18 protein-coding genes and 1 tRNA gene are annotated in these 19,782 nt (G+C 62.9%); 7 read left to right on the top strand and 12 right to left on the bottom strand.

Annotated elements, in window-relative coordinates:
- Positions 1–29: 29 nt before the first annotated feature.
- Positions 30–836 (bottom strand): SDR family oxidoreductase, encoded by an 807-nt coding sequence (locus ACFXNW_RS29405; RefSeq protein WP_379421066.1) that lies wholly within the window; start codon positions 834–836, stop codon positions 30–32.
- 202 nt (positions 837–1,038) lie between these two features.
- On the opposite strand from ACFXNW_RS29405, the gene ACFXNW_RS29410 reads away from it, so the two are divergent.
- On the top strand, positions 1,039–1,929 hold the full coding sequence (locus ACFXNW_RS29410; RefSeq protein ID WP_379421067.1) for a helix-turn-helix domain-containing protein: 891 nt from the start codon (positions 1,039–1,041) through the stop codon (positions 1,927–1,929).
- 105 nt (positions 1,930–2,034) lie between these two features.
- On the opposite strand, the gene ACFXNW_RS29415 is transcribed toward ACFXNW_RS29410, so the two are convergent.
- Entirely contained in the window at positions 2,035–2,304 is a 270-nt protein-coding gene (locus ACFXNW_RS29415) for a hypothetical protein (RefSeq protein ID WP_379421068.1), read from the bottom strand.
- A gap of 126 nt (positions 2,305–2,430) precedes the next feature.
- Here ACFXNW_RS29415 and ACFXNW_RS29420 point away from each other — a divergent pair, with 126 nt between their 5' ends.
- The 4 genes from ACFXNW_RS29420 to ACFXNW_RS29435 all read left to right on the top strand — a co-directional run bounded on the left by ACFXNW_RS29420 (position 2,431) and on the right by ACFXNW_RS29435 (position 6,298).
- Positions 2,431–2,793, top strand: coding sequence for a cupin domain-containing protein (locus tag ACFXNW_RS29420; protein WP_163827710.1), 363 nt, complete (start codon positions 2,431–2,433; stop codon positions 2,791–2,793).
- Between the two features lie 137 nt (positions 2,794–2,930).
- Entirely contained in the window at positions 2,931–4,469 is a 1,539-nt protein-coding gene (locus ACFXNW_RS29425; protein ID WP_379421069.1) for a serine/threonine-protein kinase, read from the top strand.
- A gap of 163 nt (positions 4,470–4,632) precedes the next feature.
- Positions 4,633–5,781, top strand: a complete 1,149-nt coding sequence (locus tag ACFXNW_RS29430) for a helix-turn-helix domain-containing protein (RefSeq protein WP_379421070.1) — start codon at positions 4,633–4,635, stop codon at positions 5,779–5,781.
- Between the two features lie 160 nt (positions 5,782–5,941).
- The gene (locus ACFXNW_RS29435; RefSeq protein WP_379421071.1) at positions 5,942–6,298 is read left to right on the top strand and encodes a hypothetical protein; all 357 of its coding nucleotides are present in this window, start codon (positions 5,942–5,944) and stop codon (positions 6,296–6,298) included.
- 285 nt (positions 6,299–6,583) lie between these two features.
- Here the strand turns inward: ACFXNW_RS29435 and ACFXNW_RS29440 are convergent, their stop codons facing one another.
- The 5 genes from ACFXNW_RS29440 to ACFXNW_RS29460 all read right to left on the bottom strand — a co-directional run bounded on the left by ACFXNW_RS29440 (position 6,584) and on the right by ACFXNW_RS29460 (position 14,613).
- A complete protein-coding gene (locus ACFXNW_RS29440; RefSeq protein ID WP_379421072.1) occupies positions 6,584–7,021 on the bottom strand; it encodes a Fic family protein in 438 nt (145 codons plus the stop codon).
- A 799-nt stretch (positions 7,022–7,820) separates the two neighbouring features.
- A complete protein-coding gene (locus ACFXNW_RS29445; protein ID WP_379421073.1) occupies positions 7,821–8,726 on the bottom strand; it encodes a hypothetical protein in 906 nt (301 codons plus the stop codon).
- Positions 8,713–10,221, bottom strand: coding sequence for an AAA family ATPase (locus ACFXNW_RS29450; RefSeq protein ID WP_379421074.1), 1,509 nt, complete (start codon positions 10,219–10,221; stop codon positions 8,713–8,715). Before ACFXNW_RS29450 ends, ACFXNW_RS29445 begins: the two co-directional genes overlap by 14 nt.
- A gap of 3,233 nt (positions 10,222–13,454) precedes the next feature.
- The gene (locus ACFXNW_RS29455) at positions 13,455–13,925 is read right to left on the bottom strand and encodes an NUDIX hydrolase (protein WP_379421075.1); all 471 of its coding nucleotides are present in this window, start codon (positions 13,923–13,925) and stop codon (positions 13,455–13,457) included.
- A complete protein-coding gene (locus tag ACFXNW_RS29460; protein ID WP_379421076.1) occupies positions 13,912–14,613 on the bottom strand; it encodes an XRE family transcriptional regulator in 702 nt (233 codons plus the stop codon). Before ACFXNW_RS29460 ends, ACFXNW_RS29455 begins: the two co-directional genes overlap by 14 nt.
- Before the next feature lie 219 nt (positions 14,614–14,832).
- On the opposite strand from ACFXNW_RS29460, the gene ACFXNW_RS29465 reads away from it, so the two are divergent.
- Positions 14,833–15,132: a hypothetical protein gene (locus ACFXNW_RS29465; RefSeq protein ID WP_379421077.1), complete on the top strand. Its 300-nt coding sequence runs from the start codon at positions 14,833–14,835 to the stop codon at positions 15,130–15,132.
- Positions 15,133–15,233: 101 nt separating this feature from the next.
- On the opposite strand, the gene ACFXNW_RS29470 is transcribed toward ACFXNW_RS29465, so the two are convergent.
- From ACFXNW_RS29470 to ACFXNW_RS29480, 3 genes are all read right to left on the bottom strand, one after another.
- Positions 15,234–15,467 (bottom strand): hypothetical protein, encoded by a 234-nt coding sequence (locus ACFXNW_RS29470; protein ID WP_379421078.1) that lies wholly within the window; start codon positions 15,465–15,467, stop codon positions 15,234–15,236.
- 154 nt (positions 15,468–15,621) lie between these two features.
- Complete coding sequence (locus tag ACFXNW_RS29475; RefSeq protein WP_379421079.1) at positions 15,622–16,140, bottom strand: Fic family protein; 519 nt, start codon at positions 16,138–16,140, stop codon at positions 15,622–15,624.
- Positions 16,141–16,603: 463 nt separating this feature from the next.
- A tRNA-Asn gene (locus ACFXNW_RS29480) sits at positions 16,604–16,676 on the bottom strand.
- Positions 16,677–16,872: 196 nt separating this feature from the next.
- On the opposite strand from ACFXNW_RS29480, the gene ACFXNW_RS29485 reads away from it, so the two are divergent.
- The gene (locus ACFXNW_RS29485; RefSeq protein ID WP_379421080.1) at positions 16,873–17,118 is read left to right on the top strand and encodes a hypothetical protein; all 246 of its coding nucleotides are present in this window, start codon (positions 16,873–16,875) and stop codon (positions 17,116–17,118) included.
- Between the two features lie 10 nt (positions 17,119–17,128).
- Here the strand turns inward: ACFXNW_RS29485 and ACFXNW_RS29490 are convergent, their stop codons facing one another.
- Positions 17,129–17,755, bottom strand: a complete 627-nt coding sequence (locus ACFXNW_RS29490) for a DUF6636 domain-containing protein (RefSeq protein ID WP_379421081.1) — start codon at positions 17,753–17,755, stop codon at positions 17,129–17,131.
- Positions 17,756–17,835: 80 nt separating this feature from the next.
- The gene (gene dnaG, locus ACFXNW_RS29495) at positions 17,836–19,767 is read right to left on the bottom strand and encodes a DNA primase (protein WP_379421082.1); all 1,932 of its coding nucleotides are present in this window, start codon (positions 19,765–19,767) and stop codon (positions 17,836–17,838) included.
- Between the last annotated feature and the right edge of the window lie 15 nt (positions 19,768–19,782).

Below are 19,782 nucleotides of genomic sequence, written 5' to 3' on the forward strand. Positions count from 1 at the left end.
GCCGGAGTCGGCGGGAGCGTTGCCGGCGGTCACATGTCGATCTGCCACACGCTCGGCCAGTCCCTGCCGCGGAAAGCGGCGTCCGTGCCGCCGTCGACGAACACGACCGAACCGACGAAGTACGACGCCTCCGGGCCGAGCAGGAAGGCCACCAGCGCTGCGACCTCCTCCGGCTTGCCGCCGCGGCCAGCGGGGATGGTGGCCAGGAACTGCTCCATGCCCGCCCCGATCAGCGGGTCCTTGCGGCCCTGCTGGGTCATCGGGGTGTCGATGAGGCCAGGCGCGATCGCGTTGAGCCGAATGCCCTGTGCGATGTACTCGGCGGACTTGGTCCGCGCGTAGTACGCCAGCGCCGCCTTGGTCGCCGGGTAAGCCTGGATGGCCGCGAGATCGCCGAAGGTGTCAGCGACTGTGTTCGCACCCTCCTCGTCACCAGCCAGGCAGGCGTCGGCAAGCTCGATCGGCCAGTTCGGCTGGCTGGTGGTCGAATTCGAGCTGATGAGGACCACGGAAGGGTTCTCGCCCTGTGCCAGCAGCGGGCGCAATCCCTCGAGCAGTTCGATCGCGCCGAAGTAGTTGACGGCGATGAGCAGGCGGGCCGGGCGGCCGGTGGCTGCGGCCAGGCCGGCGAACGGGGCGAACCCGTCGATCGTGCCGTCGGCCAGTTCGGTGACCCTGGTGATCGCCTCTGCGCGGCCCTCTGCCGTGCTCAGGTCCACATTCACGTCGGTGTTGTGCAGGTCGACGCCGATGACGCGGTGGCCATCGGCCTCCAGCCGTGCCTTCGTGGCCGCACCGAGCCCGGAGGCAGCCCCGGTGAGAACGTAAGTCGCCATGATCTTCCTTTCGGGTATCGCCCGGGCTGAGTCACGTGCGGCCGAACTCTGCCCAGACCCTGGTCGTCATTGGGTCGGGGTACGCCACAGCCTCCGCCCTGAGCTGCGACGCGCCAACGTCGAGGTGACGCAAGGCTGATAAGATGACAAATATTAGTCACATGATGACCGATATTAGGCGTCGGCAATGCTAGGGGCGTCGATGACGGAAGGCAAGACTCCAGAGAAATCTGATCGAGGTGCGTCACCGCCGACGGATCGGGTGATCGCGATCGTCGAGCTGCTGGCCGGCAGGTCAGAGCCCTTCTCGATCAAGGATATTTCCGAAAGTCTCGAGCTCAGCCGGTCGACCACGACGCTGATCATGACCTCGCTCGAGCGAGCGGGATGGGTGATCAGACAATCCGATCGCCGGTACTTGCTCGGCTCGGGTCTCATCGGTGTGGCCGAGGCGATCCACCATGCGTATCCGGCGCTCGACGATGGCCGAGCGCTGGGGCAGTTGGCCGAACGCGCGGGATGTGGCGTCGCGCTGGCTTTGATCGGTGTCACCGAAGCGACGTACATCGGTATCGCTCGAGGACAGCAAGACCTACCCACCGCCGTGCGGGTGGGCACGCGCCTACCCCTGCGGGCGCCCTTGGGAGCAGCCGTGATGGCGCACCGCCCGGCGGCACAACAGCGCGCATGGCTCAACACGGCGCCGGCCGAAAGTAGAGAATCACTCGAAACGGTGCTCGTCCAGGCTCGAGAGTTCGGGGTCGTGGTCTACGAACTGGGACGTACCGATCCGCTGGTTCTCCGCTTGATCGACGAAATGATCGGCCTACTCGCAGAACACCCGCAACGCGACTCGCTCGGCAAGAGAGCACTCGATGCGATCAGCGAGCTCGCAGGGCCGCCGTATGAGTTCAGCCTGCTCGACAAGGACAAATCGCTACCTATCAGCTACCTGAGTGTCCCAGTGTTCGACCGCAGCAACCGGGCCCTACACGAGCTTCAACTCGGACCTCTGCGGCCACACGTGAGTAAGCCTGAACGAGACCGCCTGATCAAGGAGATCAAACAAACGGCAGCGAAACTCGGCAACTAGCCGGCGAAACCGCGCAGCCGGTCCCTGGACGACCAGACGCCAGTCGGGCGCGTTATAGGCCGAGACCATTTCTCGCTGACATTGACGCCCGGCACCATCGTTGTCTCAGTTGCCATCTCGAAGTACGCGATGCTGTGCCGTACCGGCGGGCGGGGTGTAGGTCGACGGTAGTCCAGCATGAAGCCGCCCTCGAGCCCGACGCGGCAGCAGGCGAGCAGCGCGCTGCTCCTCGCCGCTCAGCTCAGCGATCTGGGTATTCAGCGCCGCCTTCTCCCTGACCCCGCGCAGACGACGCTTGGCCTGCACCAGTTCCTCGGTCGCGGCGACAATCTCCGGCGGGCCATCGACAACCGCGAGTTCAGCGACCCGGCGCACCCCTTGCGCGTAGCCCCGGACCGGCGAACGATTAACTGTGCGTTGGCTGCCGTGGCGGGCCGAGCGCGAAGACGCGCCCCAGGTGGACAACAACACCTCAGCACCGACGGACGACAAGGAGACGCCATGTCCACCATCACGCGCAAGAACTTCGACGCACCCGAGGAGACCAGGCCATTCGAGCAGGGCAAGGGAAAGCTCGACCTCGTCGAGCTCGACAGCGGCCCGGTAGGCCGGGCAGTGTTCGAGCCCGGCTGGAAGTGGTCACTGCACGTCAAACCGATCGCCGGGACCGACAGCTGCCAGGCACCCCACATGGGCTACTGCCTCTCCGGTCGACTGGTGGTACGCATGGACGACGGCGAGCAGGTGGAATTCGGGCCCGGCGATCTGATGGTGGTACCACCCGGCCACGACGCGTGGGTCGTCGGCGAGGAGGCCTGCGTAATGCTCGACTGGCAGGGCGTCGCCGACTACGCCAAGCGTTAGCGGCTACGGCGTCACGATCATTGCGGCGATTCCTGAACGGCGAGCCCGAGTTAGCCGAACCCCGTGCGGTCGACGGGGCCTGGTGGCCCCCATCGCTATGCTTCTCCGGTAAGTAGTGCGCTGGTCAAGGGGGGTTCGTGGTTCATCCGGTTGTTGGCACGTCGTTCGCGGACTATTTCGTCGACGGCGTCCTCGGCCAGGGCGGTATGGGCACGGTTTATGTGGCTCGCCATCCTCGACTGCCGAGATCGGTGGCGTTGAAGCTGCTCAACCGAGAGGTCTCCAACGACGCGGAGTTGCGTCGGCGGTTCGAGCAGGAGGCCGATGTCATTGCACGGCTGGAACATCCGAACATCGTCGGCATCTACGACCGCGGTGCCCACAGCGGCCATTTGTGGCTTGCCATGCAATACATTCAGGGCACCGATACCAGCCGAATCGATCCCGGCGAGGTCACCGGCGATCGGGCCGCGAGGATCATCGCTGACACCGCCGCCGCACTGGACTACGCGCACGCTCACAGAGTGCTGCACCGCGATATCAAACCGGCCAACATCTTGCTCGCCGTCCCTGACGCCGGTCGGGAAGAACGCGCCGTACTCACCGATTTCGGGATCGCCCGACTCCTGGACGGCACTTCCGCCGTCACGGCTACCGGCACCTTCACCGCGACCCTCGCGTTCGCCTCGCCGGAACAGCTGTCCGGCCAACCCCTCGATCACCGCAGCGACCAATATTCCCTGGCCTGCACCCTCTACACACTGTTGGCCGGCCGGTCACCGTTCGCCGCCGACAATCCCGGGCAGATCGTGGCAGGCCACCTCAACGGACCAGTACCAGCGGTGTCCGCAATGCGTCCGGACCTGCCCGCACAGTTGGATGCGGTGCTCGCACGAGGCATGGCCAAGGACCGCGAGCACCGATTCAACACCTGCGGCGAACTGGCGACGGCCGTGCGCGAGGCAATGACAACGCGACACGCCCCCACGCCTCGCTCCGCACCTACCGTTGTCTTACCCGACTTTCCACAACCGCCACCCCAATGGCAGGCAGCACCCCCGTTTCCCGGGGTCCCGCAACGGCCTGTACTGCCGTTCGCTCCACCCCCACAGCGGCGACGCCGTGGCCCAATGATCGCTGCGTTGGCCGCGGCCATTGTCGCAGTGCTCGCGATCGGTGCCGGAGCAACCTACGCGATGTGGCCCGACCGGCTCGAGCCGGTCCCTGGCGATTGGGCCCCTGTCGATGAAGGAATCATTCGAGCCTTTCCCAAGGTCTTCACCGATCCCGGCAACAGCACCGATTGGCGGGGCGGCATGTGCCGTACCGCTTCGACAGGCCCCGATTATCCGACGGCCGGCGCCATCACGTGTTCAACACCGTCTGCGGTCAACAACTGGATCAAGATCTCCGACTACGGTGACAGCGCCACCGCCACACGGTTCCTCACCGAAATGACGACGTCGTCGTCGGAGTTCAGCTCGGACTGGCCGAAATCCGAGATCACCCACCCCGGATTCACCGAACCACAGCCGGTGTGGAAGCACCCGGGTGGCGACACGATCTACAGCAGCTTCAGCGACACCGAGTACGGACGATATGTCGTCGATGTCTACCTGGGGGGACAGACCTACGACCAGGTCATCGACACCTGGAAACAGATCCCGCTGGGGTAGAACAGCTCTCACGACACCAGATCGCACGGCGAGATCGCTGGTCTAACAATCCGGCACTACAACCACTTTCATGACACCAGCACTCAGACCACACAGAGTTCGTGCTGGAGAATTTGCGTATCGGATCGGGGAAGTACGACTGCCCGACCGCTAGCCTGTACGCATGGACCTCGGGGAACGGCTCCAGAGCATCCGTAAGCGGCGTGGGCTCACCCAGCGCGAGCTTGCGGAGTCTGCCGGTGTGTCCGTGTCTCTTATCCGCAAGATTGAGCAGGGCGAGCGGGACGATGCCCGGGTAGACACACTGCGCCGTTTCTCCGTTGCCTTGAACTGCCCGCTGACGGCTCTACTCGGCCCGGCACCCGACATTCCGGATAACGACGGCAACGACGCTCTGTGGGTTCCTACCCGAGACGCTCTCATGCGCCCTACGGAGACTGTGGAGGTGCCGGTACCAGGCCTGGAGGGTGCTCTCGCGCACGCCACGCGGATGTACCACGACAACGAGTACGTGCAGCTCGCCCAGGTTCTGCCGCGCTTGATCCAGGACGGGAACACCGCCCCACCGTTGCTGCGCTCGCGGGTGCTGCAACTCGCCGGGTCGGCACTGGTGCAGACTCGCCAGCTCGAGCCCGCTCGGCTGGCCCTGAACCGCTCGCTGACGGACGCGGAGTCCACAGGCAATGTCCTGGACGCGGCATCCGCAGTCATCACTTTGTGCTGGCTACTGATCGTGGAACGCCGATTCGACCGTGTACGCCACCTCGCCACGGAGTGGGCAGACCAGGTAGAGCCGCGCCTGTCCGTAGCCACCACCCGGGAGGTGTCTACCTGGGGCTGGCTGTTGCTGCGTGGCTCAGCAGCGTCGGTGCGCGACAACCGGCCCGACGAAGCCGACGACATGATGCGCCTCGCCGCCGCCGGGGCGCTCGCCATCCGGCCCGAACGTCGCCCATATCACCAGTATTGGACGACATTCAATCCGGCCACTGTTGCGATGAAGCGGGTAGAGAACGCCGTCGTAGATGACCGGCCCGACCTCGCGCTGCGCCTCGCCCGCGACATACCTCCGGACCTGAGCCCGACCTCCGACAATCGCAACCGCCATCTATTGGATGTTGCAGCGGCACAGGTGGAGTTGCGGCGCTACGACGCAGCCGTCGAAGTGTTGGCGAAGCTGTCGAGCGAGGCACGGCCGTGGTTCGTGGAGCAGCGATTGGCGCGAGACATCCTGAGCCGCATCATCGCCAGGCGACGGACACTCACACCGGAGATGCGAGAACTCGCTGAGACAATCCGGCTCGAATACTGAGGTGGCACTTCTCCTCCCCGCACCCCGAAAGTGCCATAGCCTCTAGCTATTCACCTGCGCGAAGCTATTCATCGGCCCCGCCACCGGGACGCGTCCGAATCCTTCCCGGTCTCCTCGGCGGCGGGTGCATATCAATCGTCGACCGATGGGTGGTGCGTGAGTGAAGCCGCTGGCGCTGGGATGGATCGATTACGACCGCAGCACGGCACCGAACTGGGATACCGCGCAAGTGCAGCGGTTGGCCCGACGGCTGGGCTATCGATTGGTATGGCCCGCTATGTTGTCGGTGCTGCCATTGACCGATCAGGTGCGCAGTTACGAAGCGGACGTAGTGATCTTGCCTGCGCCCGATCACGTCGGCGCACTCGAGCTGGACGGTCTCATGCACATCGCGGACGTGGAAACGGTGTTTCCGCGGTTGTCGTTCGGCCGCTGGCCGATCACCGGGGCGCAGGCGCGAGCAGCTGGACGGTTCCCGCGGGATACGCGGTCGCGGCGGGCTTACCGCTCCTGGTGATCGCAGCGGCGATCTGGTTGCCGCATGACAAGAACGACAATTAGGTCGCGTGATGGGCCGGGCTAGGGACAGGAAATCGGCACGCAGCCGTTGGAAGCGAACCAAGCCCCGCCGAGCACGCAGATCTAGCGAAGCTGCCGCGCTGAGCGTGCAGATCTCGGTCCGAACGTAGTCCGGATCCCGCGAAAGCAGGTAGTGAGGCCCGGTGGTCCACGGCGTAAACGATACCCAAGGACTTCGACGTGTACGGCGGACTGGAAGCGCTGGCGCCAAGCCGACTTCGTATCAGCCGAAACTGATTCCCGGTTCGTTCTCGACCGTCGACTGCGTCCGGACGGTGTCTGCGGTTCCAGGATGCGGCCGACGACGAAATCGAACGCCGGCGCAGGTTTGGCGCCCGTCAAGACCCTTCGTCCGAACGCTCGGCCCTACTCTCCAAGTGGCTTGGCCCCGACGAGCGTTGCGAACGTGCACGGGTCGCGGTGGACGTCGTCCTTCCCTCAGAAGTTCGATGTAAGCGCGCTTATCGATCTCCCAGTCGTACAGTTGTGGAAGCGACGAGTCCTGAACAGCGACGAAAACGATGTCTGTCAGAAGACGAGTGGTGCGGACGTTACCGTCGGTGAACGGATGGATGCGGACGGTCTCCGCATGAGCCGCGATCCCGAGTTGGCGTGGCGTCCAGTCGCTGGTGTGGTGCCAGCGATAGCAGATAGTGTCCAACGATCGTCGGAGTTCGACGGCGATCTGCTGGTGCGACGCCTACATTCAGTTTCGCCGTACCGGGCGCAAGGGACATCAGGCCTTGTGTCGGCACTCGGCCAAGAACTCTACGACTTCCCGCGAGCGGACATAACCAGCCGGCACAGTATGTCGTTCGAGACGTGCCGAAGCCTTGGTCGAACGCACGGCGGACCATTTCACAACTTCCTTCGTCACTGGACGACGCTCCACGACACGCACCCCGTTCTGTCTCGATCGCGCGCTCCAAGGGGCCGGAAATGCAGAACACCTCCGCCGGGGCTCGTTCGGATCTGATAGCGGAGGTGATGTCAGTTACCTCGGACCGGGTCGAGCACGCGCATCCACCCGCCTAGTGCAAATGCTTCCCACCTGCTTACGCTGGTTAAGGGCTCGTTCTGCTCCTCCATCTGGACTTGAGCCAGAAACCTGCCGGTTCTCTCAGGTGTCTGGCGCTGTCGCAGACGTTCCTCGAAACCTGCTGCTACCAGCACGTTTCGCGACGGCAGCCATGCCACTGTATGCAGCCGTATGCCGGACTCGGCTGGTGTTTGTAGCGGGAAAGTGGTGGATGGGTCGTGACGCCAGTGCCTGAACACGTCGCCAATTGGCCAACCTGCCCCAAGTTCAGCCGGTGGGCGAAATTGCCTGTTCAGGAGCATGATTCGGCAGTGCACCGAGCAGCGCTGACATGGGGTTGTTCAACATCGTTCGTGGCGTGTCGTCCCGTTCTGGTCCCGCTGCGATCCTGAGATCTCAACGCTTGTATCGACAAGTTAGGTCATTTCTGCGTTGCAGATGATTCGATACGAAGAATCAATTTCTTAAATAGCGAGGAAGAGATGATATCTCCATGTTCAACACACACCATCAAATTTCTTTCGACGGTATCGACATCCGCCCACTTGTTCCTCAGACCAAGTACGGTAATTACAACCGGAGCGATATCATGTCCTCGGGCAGCTTTCCTAGGGTCATCCAGTGAAGGGAAAAGCTTACGAATTCGCGAAAGTTCCGCTAACGAGCGATGCAACACGGACTTCATGTCACCATCCGTTATATGCCTTTTGACCACCTCATCTGCCAACTGCTGGGACGAGAGCAGAATTCGCTTCACTAGATTCATGTTCACCGAAATTCCACTGCTACTCCAATGGAGAGCAGCGCGAGCGAAGTATAGCTCATTCAGAAGCGGTATCGCCTTGCTTAGCAATTCCGCGCCCGTGGGCTCATCTAGGCTGAGACCAACCCTCAGAAACTTATGAAGAACGCGATCCGTAAGCGCGAAACCTTCAAGACTCGCATAGTCCGTAAGTAGGAGCACGTCAACTGATGGGACGTCGTTAACCAGATGCGCGAAATCTGAGTCAGCGATACATGTTAGCCCTCGCCTTTCGTCGGCGCTCCAGTCTGCAGATACTGTGGCGAGGGCCAGCACACGGCCCCGCTCGCCGGCATCGTATCCTTTTGATATCACTTCACCGTCCGGAAGGTTGAGACGATCCGAAACTGCGTAAACGTGATAGTCCAATCCATCCAACTCTGAAACATTTTTGAGGAAATGCTCAACAAAACGCTTGTCGTGCCGACCTTCTGTGAAGATATCTCGAACAGTTGGAGCGAGGCGATACAGAACTCTTAGCTCCTCAGGAGTTCTGAGCAGGCTAGAGTCTCTAGAATTCCCCACCGATATCCACCAATCTCACCAAAGACGAAGAATTAGCTGTAGCCATTTCGATGCTATGAGTTGCCACGATAAACTGAATGTTCGTGTCGTCTGTTAGATCGAGGAGGCTCGACAGAATTCGCCGTTGCCAGATCACACCCAAGCTAAGTTCTGGCTCATCGATCAAGAACAGTCGGCTTTCCCACCTTGATAGGATCGCGTTGCAAAGAAGAAGGAGCATTTGCCTCTCACCCGAGGACAAATTCAATGGGCGCAGCACTCGGTTTGCTTCATAATCGGAAATAACACGAAATCCTTGGCCCGCACCGAAAACAAGGTTCTTGTCTGTAAGGTACTTGTTGGCATGGGTGACAAAGCTTCTAATGAGGCGTTCCGCCTCATTTAGCGCAGTTAGCCTCGCCTGCAGACTCTCCAAGTACGGCAGGATGATGTCGTACGCCGCCTGCTGGCTAATCGGTGGCACCCGATCCAATAGGCCACGTATAGCCTCAGGGTCAAATTTTGAGACCAGCCCAAACTCAGCAAAGCGAGGAACTTCATTGCTGAGATTCTGGATTAGCTGCTCCACATGACTACCGTCAACATCAAGACTCTGCTGGGGACTGTTCACTCGGGCGGTTCCGAGCCGCCGGAGTACATCAATATATATCGACGCCTCCTCTCGAAAACCGGATACCTGACCCTTCGACGTGAGGGCAAGAACTCGATCATTCAATCGGAGGAGCGCCGCCTGCAGTTCCTCAGCGATGCGCTCGGTGGGAGTAAGGCGTTCAGAATCATTTGTTCGAGCAGACTTCCGCGCGCGAGTGATTCGATGATCCGAATGAAGTCCGCGGTCATCTGCGAGCAAAACGGGTGGCTTTGTGCTCAAGTCGCGGAGGAATCCCATAACCTCCCTGGTCGGCGATATTCCACCTTCCAGCTCGAGATGTTCCTTATCTCTTGGTTCTACAAAAATCAACCGTCCAGTAGCGCTATCCTTTACAACATATGGCGATTGTTCGGCACCGAATCCATAGTCGATTGTTGGAGTGACGCTCATCGACTTGTCTACAACAAATCTTGCCGTGGCCGGTTTCACTCCAGGCCCCGATACCGTCAGGGTGAAGGATCCAACGAGACGTTTACTTTCCTTCTCTGCAATTACAACCCTGCCATCCGAAAATAGTATCTCGAATCGATGAAATGGCGTGCGCGCAACCGCAGATTTATGACCCCTGTCCTCGGCTGTACTGAGGATGTTCCATATCAGCTTTAGAATAGTCGTCTTACCTGAACCGTTTTCGCCATGTAGCAGCATTAGGCGGCCGGGCTCTCGGTTTTCGGTGGGGACGGGCAGCACATACGAGTACCGTCCGAACAGCCTACTCACTGACACACGACTAATGCACGGCTGAGCTACGGTTCCCTCTTCTCCGTCGCCGTCCTCGATCGCGAAGATCATCTCTTCGTCAATATCTGCACTCGACGAGACACCCTCGTCATCCTCTGCCATTTGGTGATCTTTGCACACAACCTCGGCTTCTTATAGGCAATCACCTCGGCGACGGCGAGAAGCCGACAAAACATAACGCGCAGTCGGTTCTTTCGTCTGCGTGGTGACTTCGGGTAGGTGCCTTTCAGCGCGAAGGAGGAGGCGGAGAAGCCGACTGGCGGAGCTTCCACGTTTGACCAGTGCGGGCGTGAACGGTGTTAGCGCCGTTGGCTCGGCATCGTTGTCGTGCCGCGGACTGTCTAGGCTCCGGTTGGCTCGCCGAGGGGCTCGGGTGTGCATTCCGGAGCTCGCTCATCCCTCGTGCCGGCAAAGCACGTCACACGAATAGGGCTCACACGTCAAGAGGGCGGATGTCTGCTGCATAGCTGAGCGGATAGACCTTCGGGGCCTGTACCTCGACGAGGACAGTGCGCTGCCCATGGCCGATCCCGACCGGCGCGACCTGATCCTCAGCTGTGGCGCTGCCCTGCGGGCCGAGCACCGTCGGTACTCAATGTGCAGCCATGGCGCTGGCGCATCGCCGGTAGCAGTGTTCAGCCCGCGACCCTCAACGCAGGCCAACCCAGCACAGAGCCGAGCGGCTGCAGGTCACTCCAAGTTCGATGGAACCAAATCTGATCAGCAACGACAGCCGCGAGTTCAGCGACCTGGCGCATGACAGGTGCACCCTTGCGCGCAGTCCCGGACCAGCGAACGATTGACTGTGCGGTGGCTGCCGTGGCGGGCCGAGCGTGAAGACGCGCCCCAGATCAAGCGTCGCAGGTTCGCGCCCTATGCGCGCACCACACACCGACCAAACGGCCATGACACGCCGACTAACCAGATCGCCTGCCTAGCCAGCACCGCCCGGATTCAGCTCACACCGCCACCGTCTCCATGATCGCGGAGCCAGACAAACAGCTCGGCAATCGCCTTGGCCTGCACCGCGGCGAGGCGCTCTCCTTCCGCACCGTCGACATTCCCTTGCGGCGAAGCGCGTTCCGGAGCGGTGCCCCGTGTGGCGCCATCGGCGTCGGGGATGGTCTGGATATGCCGGTTCGATGGAGGTCTGACATGTGTGCTCCCCCAAATCAATCTGGGCTTACCTAACTGCGCTGTCGTGGTGCGGAAAAGACGGCGTAGCCACCGCGTGGCGGCTTGTCCTTTGGAGTACCCCGGCAGTGCGGTACACCTTCGGCAGGTCGATCGGAGGAGTTCGCCCGCGCTCGGGCTGAACCAGTGCGGCGCCAGACTCGGCGGTCTGTGCCCGCTCACGTCAGGAACGAGACCCTGTCGGTTCAGTTCTGTAGCTTCTCGCGTATGACGCAACCGATTCCGCCCAGCACATCGAGAAGGATGTTGCAGTACATCTGGGCGGCTCTATTCAACTGGGCCACCACCTTGGGGTTGGCCACAGGAATATCCGGTGTGACTGTGCTGTCCGTGGTTCAGGGACGGACTCGGTGGTGGGTCATCGCCACAGTGGGTGGTCTATTCCTCGTGGTGGTGTTGATCGATGCGCTTCGACGCGCCACGGTCGCTGCTCCGACGATCGAGGAGGCACGACCACAGGTCGTCGTACACCAGGCTACGGGCGGCCAAGGTGGCGCTGGCGGCAGCGGAAGTGGCGGAGGAGCGGGAGGGGCCGGTGGGTCGAACTACATCGGCGGATTCGGCGTGACGCCAAGTTGAGGGCTGCGCCACGGCGGCCGAGTGCCGCCGACGCGCGGTGCGACCCGCAGTTCAGGGAGTATGCTATGTGTCGCAGCGCCGCCGGGGTGTTCTTGTTGTTCGTCCACACCGCTGATGATGACGCGGTGTGAGCTGTCGTTAGACGAGGAAATGCCGGGCCTTACCTGGTAGATCTATGGGGACTCGACCCCCTGACCCCCAACTCAGCGGTTCGGGTGTCTCATGATCACTGTTGCGCCCGAAATCCGCAGCGGCGTGTCCGCGGTTCCGCCACCAGACCTGCATCGTCAGATCGAATAGGAATCTGCGATGACCAGGCGCTTTCCAGTTGCCCATGTTCTGCGTGTCCTGCCGAGGGCACGAACCTGCGATGTTCAATCGTCGGGCCGGACGCAATGGGCCGATTGGCCAGACGAAACGGTTGCAACGCAGAGAAATTCGGACCGGATTTCTTGGGATATTCTTGGTCGCAGCGGACATACAAGACCAGGTCAGGCACATTGACTGGTGCCTGACCTGGTAGTTTTGCTCCCCCATCTGGACTCGAACCAGAAACCTGCCGGTTCTTTCGGCGATCCTCCGTTGTCCGCCCGCATTCCTCGAAATCCGCTGCTACCAGAGGGGTTCGACTAGTTCGGTCCGTCACCGTACGCCACTGTCTTCTCAGATCAGGGGGCCTTTGTAGCGGGAAGTAGTGGGTGAGTCGAGCCATCCGCTCCTGAACAGCACCACGCCGCCATCAGCGTTGTTACGCCTGGCGTGTGGCATCGTGGTGGCACTGACGAGACTATGTGGGAATGGGGTGTTCCGACGTGGGCAACGTGCCGGTTCGGGTGCTCGGAATGGACTGGGCATGCTGGAAGTGTGGTCAACAGACAGTCTGCATCGTTGGCCTGGAGCGAAATGGAGATGCCCGCGAGATACACCACGGCGACCGTGCGTTAGAGGTGGCTCGGGAGGTGTTGACCGAGGCTGGCCGGAGTGATGTAGCTTTGCTCGTCGTACAGCACTACGCCGAGGACGGCGACCCGATCGGGGTTGCGTCGGATTGCTCTCAATGCGGTGCAGTTCAGGGCGCTATTACGTCATGGATGAGGCAATGGACCGATTGCGCGACGGTCCCTTGGCCGTGCTGGCGGAAGGCCATTGCCCAGAACTCGGGTGGCACGGACTAGCCGATGGCTACGAATCGGCAACCCTGTCCTACTGACCTCCGGCGGCCAGTCTGGCCCTGGTGGGTGGTGGGGTTGCACATCTCGGGGGCTGGCATCACCGCCGGTCCCACGCGGCCGGAGGTCGCGCAGTAGTTCGGCAACCCCAGAGGAGGGGTGAGGAGGGGCCGAAGCCCCCCTGGGACGGTCAGTACGGCTCGGCGGAGTTGATGCTCGCCCATCCCTGATGAAGCGCTGGTGAATGGTTTTCACCAGATCGCCGGACGGGACGTCGAGCCACCCGACAGGCTGCCGTTAGCCCGCTGGTCGGCCGCCGGGGCGCAGGTGTGAGCGGCTGGACCGTTCGAGCGAGGTACGCGATCGCGTCCCGGTCTGCCGCTCCTGGGCACTTCAGCCTAGGTATGGCGTGCGGCGCCCCTCGAGATAGTGGGTCAGTCTGAGTCTCTGTGTGTGGTGCATGTCGAGGTTGTCCAGTTCGGTGGGGTCGACGAACCGTAGCTCGGTGGACTCGTCGGATATGGCAAGGTCGCCTCCGGTTACATGGGCCACGAAACATACGTTGAACTGGCGTCGGACCTCGCCGTCGCTGTAGGCGATGACATGGCGAGGGTCGGTGTAAGTGCCGACGAGTCCGGTGATCTCGACATCCAGCCCGGTTTCTTCCTTGACCTCTCGCACAGCGCAGCCGGGGAGGCTATCGGTCATCTCCATGCCACCACCGGGTAGCGCCCAGAGGCCGCTGTCGGTGCGACGCTGTAACAGGATACGGCCGCTGTCATCGCACACCACGGCAGAAGCCGCGACGACGAGGCTGTTCGGCTCGGGTGCGGCGGGGTCGTCGTAGAACTCAGTGCGCGCCATCTGCTAACCCTTCCACCGGTCGTCCGGCCTGCCAGACCGCCTCGAAACTGTCGGTATACGTGTCGAACAGACCACCGCCGACAGTACGGCGCAGGTGCCATACCGGCGCACGGTAAGCGTTCACTCCCCACATGTGCGCGTTGACCAGCATGTCCTCGTCGGCGCGGAAGATGCTGTTGTAGAGCGTCGTGGTATGAGTTCGCAGCTCGATGCCCGGTGTGGCGTGCAGTGCTCGGTAGTGCATCACGGCTAGACGGCAACGAGATTCGATGCCGTGCCCGAATTTCTCTTCCCTGCCACGTAGTTGAACGTTGGCGCTGTCGGCGTCACCTACGGCTATCCGTATCGAACAGCCTGCCTCGGCCCGTTCGATGAATAGATCGTTGAGCCGCGGGTACGCCTCGTGGAGGAACACGGCCGCGTAGACCAGGACATCGATGTGGAAGCGCGCGGCAGCGAACAGATTGACGAACATCGACGCTGGAACGTCGGCCCGCTGGTCGTACAGGGCAACGAGTTCGGGGCTGACAGCGCGGGCTGTTCGTGCCTGCTGCAGGGCGGGCCACAGGGCATTGACGTCCTCCCCCAAACACTCGGCCGCATGGATTGCGGTGCGCCGCCGGGGAACTCGGCCGAGGTTCACCCAGCGTTCAACCGATTTCGGGTCCACACCGGTCGCCTCGGCCAAACTCGCGTGAGTCCATCCCCCTGCCGCGATCGCAGCCCGCAACCTCTCATTCGCCATAGGGACGTTGTACACCCATCGGGACGTCCTGAAGTGGGAAACGTAGGAGGTTCCACCGTCCCCATGATCAACGAGAGGCTCGTCTACAGGCCGCGCCGCCCGGTCGATCACGAATCCCGGGCGGCGGGGCACCTCAAAACTCGATCGAGGGGTGGTTAGCGAGTGAAGCCAATAGCTCTGGGATGGATCGACTACGACCGCAGCACAGCGCCGGACTGGGAGACCGCCCAAGTACAGCGGCTCGCTCGCCGGTTGGGGTACCAGTTGGTGTGGCCGGATATTGCCTCACCGCTGCCGTTGGCTGATCAGGCACGCGACCTCGGCGCCGAGTCGGTGATCATGCCCGCGCCCGATCATGTCGGCACGCTCGAGCTCGACGGGCTCATGCACATCATCGATGTCGAGACCGTGACGCCGCGGGTATCGTTCGCCCGTTGGTCGATCACCGGGGCACAGGTGTGAGCGGCTGGACCGCCGCCGGATATGCCGTTGCGTGCGGTCTGCCGTTGCTGGTGATCGCCGCGGCGATTTGGTGGCCGTACGACGACGGTGACCGCATCCGGCTACCCGTTGATGTGGCGACTGGCCGACGACAGCGGCGCGGTCTTGCTGGCGAACAGGCCGATGCCGAAGCCGAGCACCGTTATCCCGAAGAAGCACAGCATCAGCCCGCCGATCTTCGCCTCGGTGTCGGTGTCCGGACTACGCGGGGTGCTCAAGGACCCGGCGACGTCACGCCGCAACGGTTGTAGCCACCGAGTCGCGCGCCGCTCCAGCAACTCCCGCAGGAAGCTCATGCTGGATTGCTGTGTCCCTCGCACTTCTCGCGCAGTGCGCTGCGTCGCTGACCGAGTTCGATGAAGACCGGTCCCCGGTGCGACCGGCGACGACATCGAACCTCAGCGCAGCTCGGTTTGCGCCCGGCAAGAACCTTCGCCAGACCGCTCAGCCCTACTCTCCAAGCGGCTTGGTCCCCACAAGCGCGGCGAGCTCGCACGGGTCGCGGTGGACGTCGTACTTCCTCAGAAGCTCGATGTAAGTGCGCTTGTCGATCTCCCAGTCGTACATTTCTGGAAGCTCCGAGTCCTGGGTGGCGATGAAAACAAGGTCCGCCAGAAGGCGAGTGGTGCGGCCATTGCCGTCGGTGAACGGATGAATGCGGACAGTCTCCGCATGAGCCGCGATTCCGAGTTGGCGTGGCGTCCAGTCGTTGGTGTGGTGCCAGCGATAGCAGATGGTTTCCAGCGATCCTCGGAGTTCGACAGCGATCTGCTCGGGTGCGACGCCTATGTTCAGTTCCCGTCGACGGAATGCTCCTGCCCAGGTCCAGATATCCCCGTAGAGGCGGCGGTGCAGATCGCGCAGGAAGTGGTCGGTCAGCAGATCGTCCAGACTCGGCGTCCCGTCGATCACTCCGAGGACGAGTTCCTCGGTGACCTCTTCCTGAACGGCCTGTTCGAGGTCGTACAAGGCCGCTCTGCTGAGGGGTTCTCCGAGTAGCTCACGGACGTCGGGGAGCAGGAGGCTCGCTTGTCGTCGTGTACCGGCGTTTCGCCGTACCCCGGCGCAAGGGACATCAGGCCTTCTGTCGGCGCTCGGCCAAGAACTGTACGACCTTCTGCGAGCGGACATAGCCGGCTGGCACCGTACGCCGTTCGAGACGTGCCGAAGCCTTGGTCGAGCGCACGGCCGACCGCTTAACGGCTTCCTTCGTCACTGGACGACGCTCCACGACACGCACCCCATTTCTGTCTCGATCGCGCGCTCCAAGGGTACCGCCACTATGGCTGGAACGGCCGAACACCCCTGGCCAGGGCTCGTTCGGAACCGATACCGGCGGGTGGTCACCTCGGCCGGACGGATCAGGTCGGACACGTGCATCCACGCGCAAGAAAGCCCTCCACCTGCTTGCGCTGGTAGAGGGCTTTTACTGCTCCCCCATCTGGACTCGAACCAGAAACCTGCCGATTAACAGTCGGCTGCTCTGCCAATTGAGCTATAGGGGACTATCCTGTGGCCCGCCAGCGTACTGGGCGAGCCGAGGTGAAACTTTAGCGTATGGGTGGGCGGGGGCCCAAATCGTGTCGTCAGAAGGGGTTGGGGGGTGCTGAGCGGGGAGTCTGTGGGTGGGTGGATCGACAGGGGTGGTGGGCTTCGGGCAGGATGTAGCCGCGGACAGGTGAACGGGAGGAGCTCGAACAGATGCTGCGGTTGATGATCGGCATCGCGGCCGGGTACGTGCTCGGCAGCAAGGCCGGGCGGGCGCGCTATGAGCAGATCAGTGCGGCCACCCGAGCGGTCACGGGGAGCCCGGTCACCCGCAAGCTCGTTCAGGTGAGTAGGCAGCGGCTGTCGGACAAGCTCAGTACGCGTCCGGCGCTGGAGCCGATGGAGCCGATCGACGAGCGGACCACTGTGCTGGTGCCGCACGATCAACTGCGGCGCTGAAACTTTCGCCTCAGAACAGCTCCTGCTTGTCCGCGGCGATCATGAATCCGTGCCCGGCCTGATCGCAGCGGACGCCGGTCGGCATTGACGTGCACGCTGTGCCGCGGACGATGATCGTCTCCCCGTACTCCAGGACGTTCCCGCCGCCCTTGCGGGTGCCGTCGGTCGGTGAGCCGACGAAGAAGCCCTGATTCACGCACATGAACCGTGCCGCGCCGCCGAGGACCTGTGCGGCCAGCGCGCGATCGGCGCGGCTGGTGTCGCAGTCGGACAGCTCCGGGGGCACCACTTCGGTCGTGCGGAGCTGGCAGCCGGTGCCTAGTTCACCCTCGTTGATGAAGCCGCACATGATGTTTCCGGTCGGCGACTGGAAGTAGTAGTAGTTGCCCTGCTGGAAGTCGCGGGCGTCGACGGTGGCATCGTCGCGGGAGGGCAAGTCGGTCGGCGGGGTCGCCTCACCGGCGGTCGGCTCGGCGGACGGCGGCGCGGGTTCCGGTGTGCCCGGTGTGATCGGCCGCTCCGGGGCCGTAGATACGGCCGTAGTCACCTCTGGTGACGACGTGGAGCTGTCCTCGCCGCAGCCCGACATCCCGAATGCGACAAGGACCGCCAGGCCCGCCAGAATCGCTCGTTTCATCCACGCCTCCCACCGCTGGTGCCGAACCCGACTACCGAGTTGATCATCGGGCGGAGGGTGTTCGTTACGGCGCAACCGGGTCAGTGCGGGGCGAAATCGTCCGAATTACCCATCGCCTGCTCCAGCAGACTCTTGCGGTACTGCTCCAACGCCACCAGATCACCGAACAACGCCAGGTAAGCCTCGGACTGTTCGGTCGACGACACCCGGTGCAGCTTCGACTTCAGCTCAGCGATCTGACGCCCCACCAGGCCCTCCTGCGCACGAGCCAGCACGCCGGTGACAAATCGCGGGATATCGCCTGCCGACTTCACCGGCAGCGGTTCACTCGCCAGTTCCGAGATCAACGCTCGCAAGGTCAGGTCGTCGGTGCGGTCGGAGACCGCGTTGACCCATTCGGCACCGACCAGTCCGGCCGCGGTGCCGCCGGCTTCAGCGATCAGCGTGCGGATCGTGATGTAGCCGGGGTGGGTGAAACCATCGATTTCCAGCGCGTCGAACGACGGCCCGGCGATGGACGGGTATTGCAGTCCCGCCGCCAGCGCCTGGCGCTGCGGCAGCAGGGCAGGATCGATCGGGTTCGGGCGGGCCACCGGCGCGTCGGTGCCGCTCTGCTCGCGCGGGCCACGGCGCGCGGGACCCGCCGCCGCACCCCCCGTGCGCTGACGTTTGGCTTCCTCCTCGACGCGCCGGTAGACGGTCTGCACATCCAGCCAGCCGGTGCGATCGGCGAGGTCGGTGGCGTAGCGCTTGCGCCGCCCGTGGTCTTTGATCTGCGCCACCAGCGGCACACCCCAGCGCAGCACCTCCACCTGGCCGTCGCGGGTCAGGTCGTTGATCCGGGGGTCCTTACGCTTCTCGATCTCGCTGTCGAGCGCGAATTCGAACAGCAGACGGCGTTTGGCGACCACATCGCGCACGGCAGCATCACCGGAATGCTGACGTAGCTCGCACGGGTCCTGCCCATCCGGCGTGGTGGCGACGTAGATCTGCGCGGCGACCTTCTGGTCGTTGAGAAACGCCTTGAGCGCGGCCGCTTGACCGGCCGCGTCACCGTCGAAGGTGAAGATGATCTCGCCGCGCCAGAAGTTGTCGTCCATGAGCAGGCGCCGCAGGATGGCCAGGTGGTCGTCGCCGAACGCGGTACCGCACGCGGCGACAGCGGTTTTCACCCCGGCCAGGTGCATGGCCATGACATCGGTGTAGCCCTCGACGACCACGGCCTGATGCCCCTTGGCGATCTCGCGTTTGGCGTGATCGAGCCCGAACAGCACCTGAGACTTCTTGTACAGCACCGTTTCCGGCGTATTGACGTACTTGCCGGGCATGGTGTCGTCGTCGTAGAGCTTGCGGGCGCCGAAACCGATGACCTCGCCGGCGAGGTTGCGGATGGGCCACAGCAGCCGGCGGTGGAATCGGTCGATCGGACCGCGTCTGCCCTCCCTGGACAGTCCTGCCGCTTCCAGTTCCTTGAACTCGAAACCCTTGCGCAGCAGGTGTTTGGTCAGGGTGTCCCAGCCGTCGGGGGCATAACCGCAGCCGAATTGGGCGGCGGCGGCGCCGTCGAAATTGCGCTCGGTGAGGTAGGCGCGGGCTGCGGCGGCTTCGGGTTCGCGCAGCCTGGCCATGTAGAACTCGTGCGCGGCGGCGTTGGCGGCCACCAGCCGGGCCCTGGTACCGCGGTCACGCTGGACCGAGGTGCCGCCGCCCTCGTAGTTGATCTGGTAGCCGACCTGGTCGGCGAGCTGCTCGACCGCTTCGACGAAGCCGATGTGCTCGATCTTCTGAATGAACGCGTAGACGTCGCCGCCCTCGCCGCAGCCGAAGCAGTGGAACAGGCCGTGGTTGGGCCGCACATGGAATGACGGCGACTTCTCGTCGTGGAACGGGCACAGGCCCTTCATGGAATCGGCGCCGCCACGCTTGAGCGCGACGTACTCTCCCACCACGTCCTCGATCCGGACGCGTTCGCGTATCGCAGCGATATCGCGATCTGGGATTCGTCCGGGCACTGTTGAAGTCTAGCG

This window comes from Nocardia sp. NPDC059180, assembly GCF_042754945.1.
In the GTDB taxonomy this organism is placed as follows: Bacteria; Actinomycetota; Actinomycetes; order Mycobacteriales; family Mycobacteriaceae; genus Nocardia.